The 16,523-nt window shown below is 40.3% G+C and carries 12 protein-coding genes; 5 read left to right on the top strand and 7 right to left on the bottom strand.

All coding sequences use genetic code 11. The annotated features are described in order from the left end of the window. The first annotated feature begins 177 nt into the window (after nucleotides 1-177). On the top strand, nucleotides 178-783 hold the full coding sequence (locus tag PTET_RS04225) for a TIGR04211 family SH3 domain-containing protein (protein ID WP_096038254.1): 606 nt from the start codon (nucleotides 178-180) through the stop codon (nucleotides 781-783). Between the two features lie 91 nt (nucleotides 784-874). Here the strand turns inward: PTET_RS04225 and PTET_RS04220 are convergent, their stop codons facing one another. Continuing rightward, nucleotides 875-1,357 (bottom strand): winged helix-turn-helix transcriptional regulator, encoded by a 483-nt coding sequence (locus PTET_RS04220; RefSeq protein WP_016899359.1) that lies wholly within the window; start codon nucleotides 1,355-1,357, stop codon nucleotides 875-877. Between the two features lie 169 nt (nucleotides 1,358-1,526). Between PTET_RS04220 and putA the strand changes: the two genes are divergently transcribed. Beyond that, nucleotides 1,527-5,330 (top strand): bifunctional proline dehydrogenase/L-glutamate gamma-semialdehyde dehydrogenase PutA, encoded by a 3,804-nt coding sequence (gene putA, locus PTET_RS04215; RefSeq protein WP_013464326.1) that lies wholly within the window; start codon nucleotides 1,527-1,529, stop codon nucleotides 5,328-5,330. A gap of 110 nt (nucleotides 5,331-5,440) precedes the next feature. Beyond that, a complete protein-coding gene (locus PTET_RS04210; RefSeq protein ID WP_096038253.1) occupies nucleotides 5,441-6,637 on the top strand; it encodes an HD-GYP domain-containing protein in 1,197 nt (398 codons plus the stop codon). A gap of 7 nt (nucleotides 6,638-6,644) precedes the next feature. Here the strand turns inward: PTET_RS04210 and PTET_RS04205 are convergent, their stop codons facing one another. From PTET_RS04205 to PTET_RS04180, 6 genes are all read right to left on the bottom strand, one after another. Further along, complete coding sequence (locus tag PTET_RS04205; protein ID WP_096038252.1) at nucleotides 6,645-7,652, bottom strand: general secretion pathway protein GspB; 1,008 nt, start codon at nucleotides 7,650-7,652, stop codon at nucleotides 6,645-6,647. A gap of 11 nt (nucleotides 7,653-7,663) precedes the next feature. Then, complete coding sequence (locus PTET_RS04200) at nucleotides 7,664-8,581, bottom strand: ExeA family protein (protein ID WP_096038251.1); 918 nt, start codon at nucleotides 8,579-8,581, stop codon at nucleotides 7,664-7,666. Nucleotides 8,582-8,734: 153 nt separating this feature from the next. Further along, nucleotides 8,735-9,250: an Lcl C-terminal domain-containing protein gene (locus PTET_RS04195; RefSeq protein ID WP_016899354.1), complete on the bottom strand. Its 516-nt coding sequence runs from the start codon at nucleotides 9,248-9,250 to the stop codon at nucleotides 8,735-8,737. Between the two features lie 10 nt (nucleotides 9,251-9,260). Next, on the bottom strand, nucleotides 9,261-10,907 hold the full coding sequence (locus PTET_RS04190; RefSeq protein WP_096038250.1) for an Lcl C-terminal domain-containing protein: 1,647 nt from the start codon (nucleotides 10,905-10,907) through the stop codon (nucleotides 9,261-9,263). Between the two features lie 66 nt (nucleotides 10,908-10,973). Further along, a complete protein-coding gene (locus PTET_RS04185; protein ID WP_013464320.1) occupies nucleotides 10,974-11,306 on the bottom strand; it encodes a hypothetical protein in 333 nt (110 codons plus the stop codon). Nucleotides 11,307-11,341: 35 nt separating this feature from the next. Further along, nucleotides 11,342-12,046: a DUF2982 domain-containing protein gene (locus PTET_RS04180; protein ID WP_033104044.1), complete on the bottom strand. Its 705-nt coding sequence runs from the start codon at nucleotides 12,044-12,046 to the stop codon at nucleotides 11,342-11,344. Nucleotides 12,047-12,293: 247 nt separating this feature from the next. Between PTET_RS04180 and PTET_RS04175 the strand changes: the two genes are divergently transcribed. Together PTET_RS04175 and PTET_RS04170 are read left to right on the top strand one after the other, a co-directional pair. Continuing rightward, nucleotides 12,294-13,346, top strand: coding sequence for an efflux RND transporter periplasmic adaptor subunit (locus PTET_RS04175; protein WP_096038249.1), 1,053 nt, complete (start codon nucleotides 12,294-12,296; stop codon nucleotides 13,344-13,346). 3 nt (nucleotides 13,347-13,349) lie between these two features. Then, nucleotides 13,350-16,448 (top strand): efflux RND transporter permease subunit, encoded by a 3,099-nt coding sequence (locus PTET_RS04170; protein WP_013464318.1) that lies wholly within the window; start codon nucleotides 13,350-13,352, stop codon nucleotides 16,446-16,448. Nucleotides 16,449-16,523: the final 75 nt, after the last annotated feature.

Below are 16,523 nucleotides of genomic sequence, written 5' to 3'. Positions count from 1 at the left end.
TCAAAATAAACAAAGCAGACCTATATTGCAAATTTTTTAGTCATAAACACGCAAGCAAAATGCTTTGGTTACAATATCTATCTTGCTATTAAACTATTAAATCCATACTATCTATATACTTATGCGAAATAAAAATCACGTTCACAACGGACACTGCTAGATTAACAAGGTAGATAAATGCTAAAACACTGTTTACTATGGCTGCTTTTAACAGCCGCCCCGTTTATGAGCCAAGCAGAGGAAGCTCAATCAACGCCGCCTACTAATGCTAAAACAGCTTATATAATCGATAACTTGTATACTTTTATGCGTTCAGGCGCCAGTAAAGACTATCGCTTACTCGGTTCTATAGATGCAGGCACGCAACTGACTTTATTATCTGATGAACAAAACGGTTTTATAAAAGTTAAAGATGATAAAGACAGTGAAGGCTGGGTAGAGGCTAAATTCATCAGCGAATCAGCTGGTTTAAAGCAGCAGTATCAAGCGCTTAACAGCGAAATTAGCGCTATGCAAAATAAATTACGCCAAGCGCAAGTAGAATTACCTGAACTACAAGAACAAAACTCACAGCTAACCGAACAAAATGCTCAGCTGTTAGCACAAATAAGTCAATTACAAGACTCGCTTGCTCAAGAACAACAATTAAAGCAAGCAACCAGTGCTAAAGAAAAGCGTCAGCTGCTCACTTATGGTGGTGCTATTGCATTTTTAGGTTTGTTCTTAGGAATTATTTTAACTATTGTGTTATCACGCAGAAAACGCTATGAAGGTTGGGCGTAAGCGCCACCTATATTGCAGGCATAAAAAAAGCATCGAAAGATGCTTTTTTTATGCCTGCAATTTTTTATACCTGCAATAATGTACTCAAAGGTTACATATCTAAACGCAGTCCAGGATCCTGTTTGATTTTTTCTATTACCATGTAAGTGTGGTGTGTACCCACCCCTGGAATATCAACCAAATCACCTAATACTTCTCTGTATTCATCCATATTAGAGACGCGAATTTTTAATAAATAGTCGTAACCACCCGCTACCATGTCACATTCAACAACCTGCTTAATTTTAAGAATGTGTTCGCGAAACACTTTAAATACCGCTGTATTTGAGGTGACTAATGATACCTGCACATGCGCCACTAAGCTTTGATTGAGCTTTTCCTCGCTTAACTTTGCAAAATATCCCTCAATGTAGCCTTCTTGCTCCAGACGTTTAACTCTATCTAAACAAGGACTAGGACTTAAATTCACTTGTTTTGCGAGGTTAACATTTGAAATTCTACCATTGCGCTGCAAAACGTCTAAAATTGATATATCGATACGATCAAGCAGGCGTAATCTATTCGGATTAGTCATATCAGTATTTTATATGGATAAGTTAATAATATGCCCTGTAAATTATCGTAAAACGGCAAAATTAACCAGCATATTCTGCTGGATTTTAATTAGAATGCACGCTTTACACCAACAACATTTAGCGGTAATTAACAATTACCCTAAGTCTTAACACTCCTGAGGGTTGCTTATGTTATTCAATGGCGATTTAACAACGACTTGTCCGATCAGACAAAAGATCCGTGACTTCTACCGTATAGATGAAAATGCGGTTATTGATCACATTTTACCACTTGCAGAAGTCGGTGTTAAAGCACGAAGCCGTGCATGGGAAAGAGCTCGCCAAATAGTTTTAAACATTCGTAAAGACCAAGACGGTCAAAGCGGTGTTGATGCGCTATTAAATGAATTTTCACTATCGAGTGAAGAAGGTGTGGTATTAATGTGTTTAGCCGAAGCGCTGCTTCGTGTTCCTGATAAAGCAACTCAAGAAACATTAATACGTGATAAATTAGCAAACGGCGATTGGAGCTCTCACTTAGGTAGTAGTGACTCTTTATTCGTTAATGCCTCGTCTTGGGGATTATTAGTAACCGGTAAAATGGTTAACTATAACGATAAGACTAAAGAGCAACAGTTTGGCATACTCAAAAAAACCATTGGTCGTTTAGGCGAGCCAGTTATACGTAAGTCTGTTAACTTTGCTATGAAGATAATGGGCAAACAGTTCGTAATGGGTCGTACCATTAACGAAGCGATTGAGCGTGCTGCTGAAAAAGAGCAAAAAGGCTATGTATATTCTTACGATATGCTAGGCGAAGGTGCTCGCACAATGAAAGACGCCAAGCGTTACTTTGATAGTTACATGAATGCGATTCATGCTATCGGTAAAGCCGCAAATGGCCGTGGTCCAATAAAAAGCCCAGGTATTTCTGTAAAGTTATCGGCTATTCACCCTCGATATGAGTTCACTCATAGAGAGCGTGTAATGGAAGAAATCGTTCCAAAACTAAAAGAGCTAGCCCTTGCCGCTAAAAAATACGATATCGGCTTTACTGTTGATGCAGAAGAAGCTGACCGTTTAGATATTTCTCTTGATGTTATTGAGGCAGTATTTAGCGATGACGATTTAGGCGATTGGCAAGGTTTTGGTTTAGCAGTTCAGGCTTATCAAAAACGCGCTATTTTTGTTATTGAATGGCTAACCGACCTAGCAACCCGTGTGGGTCGCAAAATGATGGTGCGTTTAGTAAAAGGCGCATACTGGGATACAGAAATCAAAACCACACAACAAGATGGTTTAGATTACTTCCCGGTGTTTACCCGTAAAGCAACCACGGATGTATCATATAAAGCGTGTGCGATTAAAATGCTCGAAGCACGTGATGTACTTTACCCGCAATTTGCAACACACAACGCCTACACCGCAGCGACTATTTTAGAAGTGGCCAAAGGTGATAACCAAGGTTTTGAATTCCAACGTCTTCACGGTATGGGTGAATCTTTATTTGACCAAATCGTTGATGAAGAAAAAATTCAGTGCCGCGTATACGCACCGGTCGGCCAACACGAAGACCTACTTGCTTACCTTGTGCGTCGTTTACTAGAAAACGGCGCTAACTCGTCATTTGTAAATGCCATTGTAGATACCACACAACCGGTTGAAGCATTATTGCCAGATCCTGTTGAAACACTGCAAGGTTTACGTAATAAATACAACACACAGATAAAAATGCCAATTGATTTATACGGTGAAGAACGTGCCAATTCAAAAGGTATGGACTTAACTGATATTAACGTGATCACCCCGTTTAAAGAAAATTTAGATACTTGGTTTGAAGAGCATTTAATTGATGAAAGCCAAGTACCAGAGGGCGCGCTGGCAGTTAAAAACCCTGCAAACCATAAAGAAATTATTGGCCATATAAAATTACAAAATAGTGATGAAATGAAAGTGTTGCTAGCCAACGCTGAAACCGCATTTGAATCATGGTCACAAACACCGGTAAAAGAGCGCGCCAATTTATTACGTCGCGTTGCTGATATTTTAGAGCGCCATCACGATGAGCTTGTTGCTATCTGTATTAAAGAAGCAGGTAAAGTAGCACAAGATGGTATTGATGAAGTACGTGAAGCCGTTGATTTTTGTCGTTACTACGCAGCCCGTGCTGAAGAGCTTGCGCAAGATGAACGCTTTGAAGCCCGCGGTGTTATTTTATGTATTAGCCCATGGAACTTCCCGCTCGCTATTTTCTTGGGTCAAGTTGCAGCGGCCATTGTTACTGGTAACACGGTTATTGCAAAACCAGCAGAGCAAACCAGCTTAATCGCACTACGTGCCATTGAATTAATGCTATCAGTTGGTTTACCTGAGCACGTTGTACAACCTGTCATTGCTCGCGGTAGCGAAGTAGGTAAAACCATTGTTCCTGATGAGCGTATTCAAGCTGTTATGTTTACAGGTTCAACTGAAACGGGCACGCTTATCTCGCAAACATTAGCGGCACGTAACGATATTCAGGTGCCTTTAATTGCAGAGACTGGCGGCCAAAACTGTATGATTGTTGACTCAACAGCGCTTCCTGAGCAAGTTGTTGATGATGTTATCAGTTCTGGTTTCCAAAGTGCGGGTCAACGTTGTTCAGCATTACGCGTACTCTTTATTCAAGAAGACGTAGCTGATGGCATTATCGATATGCTTAAAGGCGCACTTGCTGAGTTGCATATTGGCGACCCATCATTACTCTCTACAGACGTAGGCCCAGTAATAGATGAAAAAGCGCTTAAAACACTCAACGACCATGTTGAATACCTCAAGGGTAATGCAACACTTCACTATGAGTGTAAAATTCCTGATAACAGCGAAAATGGCGCATTTTTCTTTGCACCACGTTTATACGAAATTAAAGACTTATCGGTATTGAAACGTGAAGTATTTGGCCCGTGTGTGCATGTTATCCGCTTTAAATCGAGTGAGCTTGATAGTGTTGTCGACCAAATCAACAACACGGGTTACGGCTTAACAATGGGTATTCATTCTCGCATTGAAGAACGTTGTGAACATTTAGCGAAAATGTCGCGTGCAGGTAACGTATACATCAACCGTAATATGATTGGTGCCATTGTTGGCGTGCAACCGTTTGGTGGCCGTGGACTCTCTGGTACTGGCCCTAAAGCCGGTGGACCAAACTATCTACAACGCCTAATAAAAGAAAAAGCATCACCAGATAACGTACAAATGACTAACCTAACGCCAGATGAGCTTGATTTACACCACTACAGTGGCGCAAATGAGCAAGTAGAAAAGCTGATGGTTAACTCTATGCGCGATGAAAAAATCTGGCGTGCAACGCCACTGAATGACCGTGTTTCTGCGGTACGTCAGTTATTAGCGAAAGTAGCGACGGTTGAAATTATTGACGACCTCGCGGACGATTTAGCGTTAACACTTGCCGATGCTCGCGCTCAGTTAAACCGCTTAGAAAAGCACATGCGTAAATATACAACATTGCCAGGGCCAACAGGTGAGTCGAATACACTTCACCTTGAAGCTCGGGGTTGTGTGGTTTGTTACGCAGATAAAAGCACCTCATTTAACTTTTGGGCACTGTCTATTATTACCGCACTAGCGGCTGGTAATACGGTAATTACTGTTGCATCTGAAATATTTTACGACGAAGCGGTTGCCTTTAGAGATAAGTTTATTGCAACCGGCGTTGCTGAAGGTGTTTTCCAAGTAGCTAAACCAAACCAGTTACAAGCTATATTGGCACACCCTCACTTAGCGGGTGCGGTAGTTGCTGCACGTTCTTCTCGCTTAGGCTACTTCAGCCAACAGCTTGCACAACGTAAAGGCGCAATACTGCCAGTGATCAGCTCAGAGTATTACGACACGCTAATTAAGCGCTTAATTACTGAAAAAACAATCAGTATCGATACAACGGCATCAGGCGGTAACACCTCGTTGATGACGCTTGTTGAAGATGATGAATAGAAAATAGTCATCATTTAATTAAAAAGGCATCAATTTGATGCCTTTTTTTATTTCTAAATGTGAATTTATTTGTTACTTTCTCTAATCATATTTGTTAATTAGAGTTCACTTTGAAAACCATTCCTACTACACAGCTAAAACCTGGTATGTTTGTGCAAAAAGTTGTTAAGCAAACTGGCAATATTAGAATAAAAAACCAAGGCTGGGTTAAAACTCAAAGTGGAATTGATAAATTAAAAAAATCTGGCATTTTAGAGGTTGAAATCGATCCTGATAAAATGCTCACCTCTGAAGAACCTGAAACACAACCAACGCCTGCGACTAAGCACGAAATCAAAAAGCGCGATCCATGGTTAATAACCCACAGCGCTGAGCAAGAAATGAGTAAAGCTAAAAAGCTTTATGATGAAGCAAAAAACTTACAAACCAAAGCATTTGGCGATATAGAATCTGGCCGCACTGTTGATGTTGCTCCTTTTAGGGAGCTGGCTAGCGGGTTTATTGACTCCGTCTTTAGAAATCAAGATGCGCTGGCGTGCATTACGCAAATGCGCCAAAAAGATGCCTATTTATTAGAGCACTCGATAAATGTGTCTATTTTAATGAGTATTTTTGCAAAACATCTCAATATTGAAAAACCAATCATTGAAGAACTTGCAACAGGTGCCCTATTGCATGATATGGGAAAAATAAAAATACCTGACGCGATTCTCAACAAACCAGGTCGCTACAGTGACGAAGAATTTAAAGTGATGCAAAATCATGCGCGCTTTAGCAAAGAAATACTAGAAGACGCAGGATTAACGGGGATTGCTGTTGATATCGCAGGTATGCACCATGAGCGCTTAGATGGTAAAGGCTATCCCTTTGGTAAGAAAGGCGATGAAATAAGCCAATATGTTCGTATGGCCTCTATTGTTGATGTATATGATGCATTAACCGCTGAACGCGTTTATAAAGCGGGTATGGAGCCAATTAAGGCGTTTAAAATATTAAAACAAGGTTGCCCTGATAGCTTTGATGGCGTGCTACTTAATAAGTTTATTCAATGCATTGGTATTCACCCAGTGGGCACGCTGGTAAAACTTTCCAGCCAAAAAGTGGGGCTGGTGACCCAAAGTAATCCTGCAACACCATTAAAACCAGTCGTAAAAACGTTTTTTAATGCCAAACATGGGCGTTACACTGAAGTTCAAGATATTGACTTATCAAGCAAAAGAACACAAGACACGCTTGAATCAGCAGTGAAACCCAAAGAATATAATATAGATTTAGAGGGTTTTTATAAGCACTCTATCTTTAGTTAATTGGCCACTACTGTGGCCAATCTTGCAGAGCTTTTAAGCTAAATTCATAGCCATCAAAATCAAGTACGCTCTGATCCGGTGCTATTTCTAGCACCCTCAATGCACCAATAGACTCCCCTTCATATAGCTCTCTGCCATTGAGCTTTATCCAGCGCTTATCTGCTGTCGACGAATAAATATGTGCCTGATATTTAATGCTTGGCAACATACTTTGTAGGCCATCCGGCAGTAGCTCAACGGGTTGTACCCGTGATGAATGACGAGAGCCTTGAGTTACTTCGTAGTCGGCTGTTGTTTCTGTGTCATTAACGGCTTGCGCAAACGCATTTTTAAGCGTGTCGGGAACCGTATCTAGTTCAGCGGTTGATTCTGGCTGGGCAGGCACATTTTGATTAAGTGGTTTACCTAACACTTTGTATTTACTTAACTCATCGGCACTGAGTGTTCTTTTCGTTGCTTGAGTTGGTACGCTTTTCGGTTGGTTGCTCGGTGATAGAAAACTAGATGGAACGTTATTCTGCGCCGAGAAATTGTGCGCTTGCCCTTGAGACGCTTGATTAACGCTCATAGGTAAATATTGCCCTTGAGGCGTAAGCAACATTTGCTGTACACCCGTTGGGGTTTGTACATAAACCAATTGCCCTGCCAGTGGCACAGAATTGTTAGGCGCAGTTGTAACAAGGGGCGCTTGAGGGTTTGTTACTGCTTGAACAACCGTTTTTTGTACTTCCTCTGGGCTTGTTGGTTTTTCTACCACTGCTGAGTCTTTTTGACTAAGGTCATTTTGGACAACCTTATTTTTTACGGCTACATTTTCTTGTTGCAGCAACTTCCCGACAAAAAAGCCACTGGTCAATATACCCGTTGCCAATAAACTTCCTGCGAGTAAAAAACTAATTCGACGATAGGTCATCAACTGGTGTTGTTGTTTTAATTGTTGCGCTTGCAAGTCATATTGCTCTGCGCTCATGGTATCGTGCTTTGACTGCTTTAACGCATCTAATAAATAAGACATGAATCACCTAACTAAAGAATAAATGACAGGCCAATTCCTGCACAAAAAAGCATTAACGCAGCAGCACTATAAGGCCAAATAGAACCTGTTTTACTCACCTTATTATTTGTGGCAATAAAGTCGATAGGTAAAGATTCACTCGCCGCTTGCTTAACAATATCACTGCCAACAATTTCTTGCTGTTTGGAAAATGCCCCTACTAATGCGCGTTCACACACCAGATTCATTAATCGTGGCACACCGCCAGTTAGCTGATGCACCATTTGCATCGCTTCCATTGAAAATATTTTCTTGTCACAACCTGCAATATGCAACCGGTGTTGAATATAAGCAATGGTTTGCCCTGGTGTTAGCGCTAACAAGTGATACCTAGCAGTAATACGCTGTGCCAGCTGTCTTAACTCATTTCGCTTTAGAAGTACCTGTAACTCAGGCTGCCCTACTAATACTATTTGTAATAACTTTTTATGGTCGGTTTCGATATTGGTTAATAACCGAAGTTGTTCAAGCACATCGGGGGCAAGTAGCTGTGCTTCATCAATAATTAAAATAGTATGCCCCCCCGCTTTATTATTAAACTCAAGGTGCTTTTTAATCACATCCGTTAGACTTTTCAGCGTGGCATTTTTGGCGTCGTAAGTTATTTGTAATTCATCGCAAATACTGGCTAACAGTTCAAGTTCTGATAACGCAGGATTATGGATCATGGCTACTTGGGTATTTTCAGGCAGTCGCTCTAACATACTACGTGTTATGGTGGTTTTACCCGTCCCCACTTCACCAGTTAACAGCACAAAGCCACCGTCTTCACCTAGTCCATAGGTAAGGTGCGCTAATGCTTCTTTGTGGCGTTCACTTAAAAATAAGTAGTGGGGATTAGGCGAAATTGAGAATGGCTTTTCTTGTAAACCAAAATAGCTTAAATACACCTTTATAGTCCTTGGTCGTTAATTCACGGCCTATAATGGCAAAAAAATAGCCTGGGTGACAACTACAACCAGGCTTTATTATTAAAATAGTGTAAATAAAAAGGCTAACCGTAAATAAAAAAGCATTTTTAGATTCGCTAATATATTAATTAACTACTTCTCATAGCGTACTAGGCGTAAATATACGTTACTTGTTTTAGCATGTAAGCTATTTAAACCACTGGAAAATTGATAAACCCATGCCGAGTTTATATTGCTAATACCCGAGGTATTAGACCAATAATTTTGCGACTGCGTTGCTAAAAAAATACCCGCATTAATACTTGGATCGGTACAACGGTGATCTACTATACTAGCTAACTCTTTAATACTCGGCACTTGCCAGTCGTTATAATTTGCCGTGGTGTCATTAAGTGCGCCTTTAAGTGAAGCTTGCCAATTTAATGGTTGAGTATCGCCATCGCAGCTAGTTGTTTCGCTATTATAAACTTGACCATAGTTACAGCGCTGCCACATTAGCCCTGTTTTAGTATCTGACACAGTGCCATCAATATTAATCACAAATCGGTCGGTATCATCGCTAGTCGCTACCTCTTCATAACACTGCTGCGCTGCAAGTGACTGGCATAATCCCAAGGCTAATAACATAGAGACTTTAATTAATTTCATAATAATAACCTTAACGATTTCTAACTAAGCGCACATAAGCGGCATTATCTTTTGGATAGGCTAAGTCGTTGCCATCCATCATATCGATAATGTAAGCCTGAGATAAACTGGCACCATCAACCGCGGTCTGTGAGGTCCAATAGCGTAAATGCCCTTCGGTGTTAGTCGATGGTGTATTAGGAAAAAATGCAGTATCTATCAATACGTTTTGCCCTTGTTTACCGTAATCAATTAAACCTAAAAGTTCAGTATAAGTGGGTAAACGCCAGTTACTACCACCACAAAAATCAAGCGCATTAACTTCATCAATATAGGTTTGTAATCCGCAATCAGTATTGCTCGGGCACGTGGTATTATCACTACCCGCTACATCGCCGCTATTGACAGTTCCTTGCCAAATGTAACGGTTTTGCCCATCACGTAAAGTGGTATTTGGTAACACCCCGGAATAAGGGCTTTTTACTTCCCAAACAAGGCCGGTAGTATTATCACGAATACAGCTAAAGTTTTGCGCATCATCGAGAAGCTCATCGGCAAACTCATTAAGTTTGGTGTAATCAAAAGCCAGATTCCCTTTACCCACTTTACCTAAACGATTGGCAAAACTATCGCGCCCAAGATCAGCATCTTGAGCTGGAAATTCATCATTATTACAATTAATTCGCTGAGTATTGTTATAACACTCTCCTACTCCTGTATCATTTATTAACCCTAGCGCTTTGGGTGTTACATCAATAAATACGGTATCTGTGTCGGTGCGCCCTTTTAAGTCCATAACTTGTACTTCAAAGCTAAGCGTTGCATTTAAATCAATATCAGAGGCAAAAAAGCTGGCAGTACATGACTGTGATTCAATCAGGGTTTCTGCATTACCGGTAAGTTGTTGCCACTTACATTGATAAGATTGAGTTGCCGCTTCACTGGCTGTGGCATCTAAAATAACCTTATCAAACTCTTCTACTGTTTGATTAGCGCCTGCATCGGCAATAATTACCTGGGCTGTTTTATTAAGGGTCATATCAAATTGTGATGCAGATACTCCGCCCTCATCATCTGTTACGGTGAGCTGCCATTTTAAGTTGGTGTTATTTTCTAATAATGGATGAGAAAAACTAAGCGTTGGATTGGTATAGCTATCAATTGTTAAATCCGGCCCTGACAATAATTGCCACAAATAACTGCTAATTTCGCCATTTTCATCGGGGTCTGTGGAAGTTAAACCACTAAGGGTTACAGTATCCTTATAAACTGAGGGCAAGTTTGCAGGAGCAACTTGAGTAACAACAGCAAGAGGAAGCTGATTATTAGAGGCAATGAAAACACTCAAGTCGTCATTCACTAAACTGCCATCTGAGGTTTGATAACTAACTCTTAATACCAGTTCACTGTCAGACTTTACATCTGGTGCAGTAATGGTTTGTTCAGCCCCTTCAAGCGGAAACACATCTATAATAGGGCCACTTACACGCTGCCAAGTAAATATACCATCTGCAGGAGAGCCTTTTGCAGAAATAGTAAACTCTGATTTTTCTACAACTTGAAGATCGTTACCTGCAAATACTGATGTTTTTATATCACTGTTATCAGCACCGCCTCCCCCTCCGCATGCAGCCAAAAGCAAGCATGACATAAGTGGTATTAACGAAATTGCTCTCATACTCAGCACCTTTTTGTCTTAAAATTATCTAATAAAAATATTAAGCAAAAAAAATGCCATTATAAATTATAAATAGCTATCTTGATGAATGCGAACAAATAATTTAGTGCCAACTTTACTGTAATCTACTTTATATTCGCGGCCATCTAAGGATTGAATAAACAACAATTGTTTTTCTTCGCTAAATACATCAGCACTAGTAATATAAACAACGTCGAGGTAACGCTCTTTTGCATCTCGGCGGTTTTTTGGCAGTTCTTCTTTAAATGGCTCAAGACCATTGCCTGTTACTTTAATTTTAGGGTGAGTCTCACCATTAACAATCACTAAATCTAGTTTTCTGTCTTTATGTATTATGGTGTTTCGACCACTTTTAATGAAAGATCTGTCTTGGCTCATAGTTATTCCTAATCCCGCAGTGAGTGCTTATATTATTATTCACACTGCGACTTTATAAACTGAGAGGGATCGCGCTTCCATTTATTTAAATTTGCGCTAAATTCCCAAATATCACTTTCTATTACACTCGCTGGTAACAGTAAGTCATACCCTGTTAAAAGCTGAAGATGTTTAGCCCTATTAGCAAACATCGCTATGAGCCCATTATAGTCAATTCCTTTTTTTGACCTATATTTATTATCTTCAACTAACCATTCTGATGGGCAATGCCCATTTTTGCAATTTTTTTGAACAACTTGCATAAAGAAATGTCGCTGCTCTATCAACAATTTACCCGCAATTCTTGGAGCTAAAGCAGACAAGAATGAATCTATATCATTTAACTTAATACCAATCGCATTAAGCTCAAGGTAATCAATGCCATTATCAACCTTAGGTATACCACAATGGTGCAAATTCTCTGGGTGTAAATGCCATTGTCCATACTTATGCTGATATATTAATTGCTGCTCAGTTAAAATAATACTATAAAAAGGTTCTTGTGTTTTAAAAAAGCCAATTAAAATTGCAGCAATACATAAACTTACTAAAAAAATTTCGATAATACTTATTTCGCCTGGGCGTAATAAATTAAACAGCATGATAATAATCAAGCCAATGCTGCCTACCATTAATATTTCAATTCCATTTTTAGCGCCTTGCGCTCGGTAATTTAGTATTTGTTTATTTATATTAGCCATACTGAAAAAACGCCATATAAAATATAAACATAATAATAGCCCACAATACTAACTTTCTCAGCGTTAAACAGCGTTTGCATGATGTTTTAAAGCTCATCAATTAACTCCCATTATTACTGTTAAATATGCGCAATGACTAAGTATCAGTTATTTTTACGCTTAACGCACAAATTAATGAGATACATAACCGCCTTTTTTTGTCCTGATTTCGTACAATACTTATAATCTATTTTCAGGTATGAAAACAATGCACTCTAAACAATCAGGTAAAGCCTTATTTCCATTTATTATTTCGTTACTAATAATTTTTAGCGTTTATTTGTATTTTCCCGCATCACAGGGCGAGCAAGCCAATTACTCGCCAATGACAACGCAAGTCTCTGCCCACACGGTAAGATCGCAAGAAAACGCAATTATGATTGAAGCCATTGGCAGTGCTCGTGCTAATCAGGCTATCTACATTAAAAGCGCTCAAAACGATTATGTCACTAGCATTTACTTTGAAGATGGCGACTTGGTCAGCAAAGGACAAAAATTAGTACAACTGCAAAACCAACAAGAACAATTTGCAGTAAAAGAACTTAGCATTAATTTACAAGAAGAAAAACGTCAATTAGCCAGACTGACCGAGCTTTCTCGCTCGCAAGCGACGGCCAAGTCATTGCTTGAAGAACAACTCGCTCGCGTTGATGCCAGCGAAGCACAACTTGAAAGTGCTAAAACCAAACTCAATGAAATGGCCATCACCGCGCCTTTTTCTGGGTTACTGGGGAAACGCGAAATATCGGTGGGTGCGTATATTAATAATAGTACTGTGATCACAACCCTCGATGACATTAGTATTATAAAAGTTGATTTTAAAGTGCCTGAAAAGTATTTAGCTCAATTGAAAAACGGAATGATTGTTCGCACTCAAAACGATGCTTACCCTGATCAAACCTTCAGCGGTAAAGTAACCCATATAAGCTCACGTATCGACTCAATCACTCGCAGTGTAGAAGTAACAGCAAGTTTTGCTAATAAATCAGGTTTACTTCGCCCAGGCATGTTGCTTAATACCGCTTTAGAACTGAGCAGTAACCAAGCGCTGATGGTGCCTGAAAAGGCCATTATTCCTCTGCAAGATAAGCATTACGTTTTTCAAATTGAAGATGGCATAGCAAACCGTAAAGAAGTACATGTTGTAAGTAGAAATAATGGCTGGGTTGCGATAGACAAAGGGTTAAGTAATGGCGAGCAAATTGTTACCGAGGGAATAATTAAAATTCGCTCAGGTAGTAAAGTAAGCGTTAAGGGGTAACACGTGAAAATTACCGATACTAGCGTCAAACGCCCCGTTTTTGCGATTGTTATTAACTTACTGTTACTCACATTTGGCTTAGTTGCTTTTAGCATGTTGCCTTTGCGAGAGTATCCAGATATTGAAACACCGATTGTAAATATTAGTACTGAATATACCGGTGCATCTGCCGAAATTATTGAAACAAAAATAACGCAAGTTATTGAAAATCGTATTTCGGGCATTGAAGGTATTAAAAGTATTAACTCATCGAGTCGTAATGGCCGCTCAAACATTACCATTGAGTTTAATATTAGCCGTGACATAGACGATGCCTCCAACGATGTGCGTGAACGTGTAGCGCGTGCACTTGATAGCCTACCCGAACAAGTGCGTCCTCCTGAAGTATCAAAATCAAATAGTGACGAAAGCCCTATCGCGTGGTTTGTACTTAACAGCGAAACCATGGATTCATTGCAACTTTCTGATTATGCACAGCGTTTTATTGTAGATCGATTAGCCGTTGTTGATGGCGTATCGAATGTGCGCATTGGGGGGGAGCGAAAGTATGCCATGAAAGTATGGCTTAACCGCCAAGCGATGGCCGCCCGTGGTATTACCTCCAGTGATATTGAGCAAACACTGCGTAGTGAAAATGTAGAACTTCCGGCCGGTGAAATTGAATCAGTTGATCGTGATTTTACCGTTCGCACTGCCCGCAGCTATAAAAACCAACGTGATTTTCAAAACCTAGTTATTAAACGAGGTGAAGATGGTTATTTAGTGCGTCTAGGCGAAGTGGCTGACGTAAAACTAGAAGCCGCCGATGATGAAAGTTTATTCCGAGGTAATGGCCGTAATATGATTGGTATGGGTATTGTTAAACAAGCCAAAGCCAATACCCTAACTGTGGTTGATAACGCCCGCAGTGAACTGGAAAAAATAAAACGTAATTTACCTGAAGGCACCACCATAGAAGACAGTTATGATTCTTCGGTATTTATTAAAGAGTCAATTAATGAGGTTTATAAAACTTTAGCAATTTCTATGGGGTTAGTCGTGCTTATTATCTTTATATTTTTAGGTAACATTCGCGCCACTCTTATTCCCGCGGTCACAGTACCAGTCGCCCTAGTCAGTAGTTTCATGTTTTTATTAGCAATGGGTTATTCAATTAACTTATTAACTCTACTAGCACTGGTGTTAGCAATAGGCTTAGTGGTCGATGATGCCATTGTAATGCTAGAGAATATTCACCGCCGTATTGAACTTGGTGAACCGCCTTTATTGGCAGCTTATCGCGGCGCACGTGAGGTGGGCTTTGCAATTATAGCCACCACCTTAGTGCTTATATCCGTGTTTGTACCATTAGTGTTTATGGAAGGACGAATTGGCGCACTATTTACAGAGTTTGCTATGGCAGTAAGTGCTGCCGTGTTTTTCTCTAGTATCACTGCGTTGACACTCTCTCCGGCGCTGTGTTCAAAAGTGTTAAAGGCCTCTGAAAAAGAAAGTAAGTTTAGCCAAGTTATGGACCGTTTTTTTACTAAATTAGAAAATGGATACCGTAACGCTTTAGCGTCAAACATGACCCGTAAATGGGGCTTAATGCTGAGCTTAGTTTTGGCTGGGTTTGTTAGTTATTCATTATTTTTACAAATACCCTCAGAGCTCACGCCAAAAGAAGATCGTGGCACCTTCTTTGTGCTTATGAATGGCCCTGAAGGGGCAAGTTATGAAAATAACGCAGCTAATATGGCAAAAATTGAAGAGCGCTTGATGCCTTATTCTGAATCTGGCGAACTAAGTCGAGTGCTTGTTCGAGTCCCAGGTTGGGGTGGCAGTGGCGGCGTGGCTATTGTTGGCATGGCTGACTGGGATAAGCGCAAACGCTCAACATGGGAAGTCATGGATGAAATAAGCGGCAAAATGCAAGAGGTCACCGACGTTCGTGCATTTGCTATTATGCGCCGTGGTATTGGCGGAGGTGGTTCATCTCGCCCTATTGAATTTGTTTTGCAAGGTAATGATTATGCTCAACTTGCCGATTGGCGAGATAGAATTATTAAACGCGCTGAGAAAAACCCTGGATTAGTGCGTATTGATCATGATTATAAAGAAACCTTCCCTCAGTTTTTAGTCAGTATTGATAAAAATAAAGCCGCTGATTTAGGCGTATCAGTCTCTGATGTGGGTCGTACACTTGAAACCATGCTTGGCCAACGCCGTGTAACCACCTTTATTGACCGCGGTGAAGAATACGATGTAATTTTAAAGGGCACAAAACAAGACTTTGCCAACCCGACTGATATTTCAAATATTTACCTAAAATCACGTAGCGGAGAACTTGTTCCTCTTGATAGCCTTATTAGCTTAAAAGAAGAAGCCACCGCCTCGCGTTTAAATCGCTATAACCGAATGCGTGCAATTACTTTAAGTGCCAACCTCGCTGATGGTTACACGCTAGAACAAGCACTAAACTTTTTAAACAAGGTTGCCACAGAGGAAAACGACATTGATGGTGCCATTGACTATAAAGGTGAGTCGCAATTGTTTTATGAAGGTGCCTCAGCCATGACCTATGTGTTTGTGCTGGCATTAACCGTGACCTTTTTAGTACTGGCAGCTCAGTTTGAAAGTTTTATGCATCCATTTGTTATTATGTTAACTGTGCCACTTGGTTTAATGGGTGCCATGTTTGGGCTGTGGAGTATGGGGTTAACGCTTAATATATACAGCCAAATAGGCATTGTTATGCTCATTGGGTTAAGTGCTAAAAACGGTATACTGATCGTTGAATTTACCAACCAGTTACGTGATAAAGGCGTAGAATTTAGTGAGGCTATTTTACAAGCGGCTACACAGCGTTTGCGCCCTATTATTATGACTTCCCTAACAACGGTTATGAGTGCCGTACCTTTGGTGTTGGCTTCCGGTCCAGGCTCGGAAAGTAGAATGGTAATTGGTGTGGTGGTATTTACTGGCGTAACGGTGGCAACCATACTAACTCTGTTTGTGGTGCCAGCCGCTTATTACGCACTAGCACGAAACACACAATCACCTGAGTTTTTACAACAAAAACTTGATAAGCAAGCCGCTGAAAAACCGCTTAAAGAGATCTAAGTCACTCAGAGCGTCGTAACTAGCTGTTACGGCGCTTTATTCAGTGCACATATCCCTAACAATTGAGGAAGTACT

Origin of the sequence: Pseudoalteromonas tetraodonis (assembly GCF_002310835.1) — a bacterium.
In the GTDB taxonomy this organism is placed as follows: domain Bacteria; phylum Pseudomonadota; class Gammaproteobacteria; order Enterobacterales; family Alteromonadaceae; genus Pseudoalteromonas; species Pseudoalteromonas tetraodonis.
Note: the sequence above shows the minus strand (reverse complement) of the source record. Positions and strands in the feature narration are given on the sequence as shown.

Excerpts from the sequence above, each read along its gene's own strand:
- PTET_RS04225 (WP_096038254.1), top strand. The coding sequence starts at position 178 with ATGCTAAAACACTGTTTACTATGGCTGCTTTTAACAGCCGCCCCGTTT.
- PTET_RS04220 (WP_016899359.1), bottom strand. The coding sequence starts at position 1,357 with ATGACTAATCCGAATAGATTACGCCTGCTTGATCGTATCGATATATCA.
- putA (WP_013464326.1), top strand. The coding sequence starts at position 1,527 with ATGTTATTCAATGGCGATTTAACAACGACTTGTCCGATCAGACAAAAG.
- PTET_RS04205 (WP_096038252.1), bottom strand. The coding sequence starts at position 7,652 with ATGTCTTATTTATTAGATGCGTTAAAGCAGTCAAAGCACGATACCATG.
- PTET_RS04195 (WP_016899354.1), bottom strand. The coding sequence starts at position 9,250 with ATGAAATTAATTAAAGTCTCTATGTTATTAGCCTTGGGATTATGCCAG.
- PTET_RS04190 (WP_096038250.1), bottom strand. The coding sequence starts at position 10,907 with ATGAGAGCAATTTCGTTAATACCACTTATGTCATGCTTGCTTTTGGCT.
- PTET_RS04185 (WP_013464320.1), bottom strand. The coding sequence starts at position 11,306 with ATGAGCCAAGACAGATCTTTCATTAAAAGTGGTCGAAACACCATAATA.
- PTET_RS04180 (WP_033104044.1), bottom strand. The coding sequence starts at position 12,046 with ATGGCTAATATAAATAAACAAATACTAAATTACCGAGCGCAAGGCGCT.
- PTET_RS04175 (WP_096038249.1), top strand. The coding sequence starts at position 12,294 with ATGCACTCTAAACAATCAGGTAAAGCCTTATTTCCATTTATTATTTCG.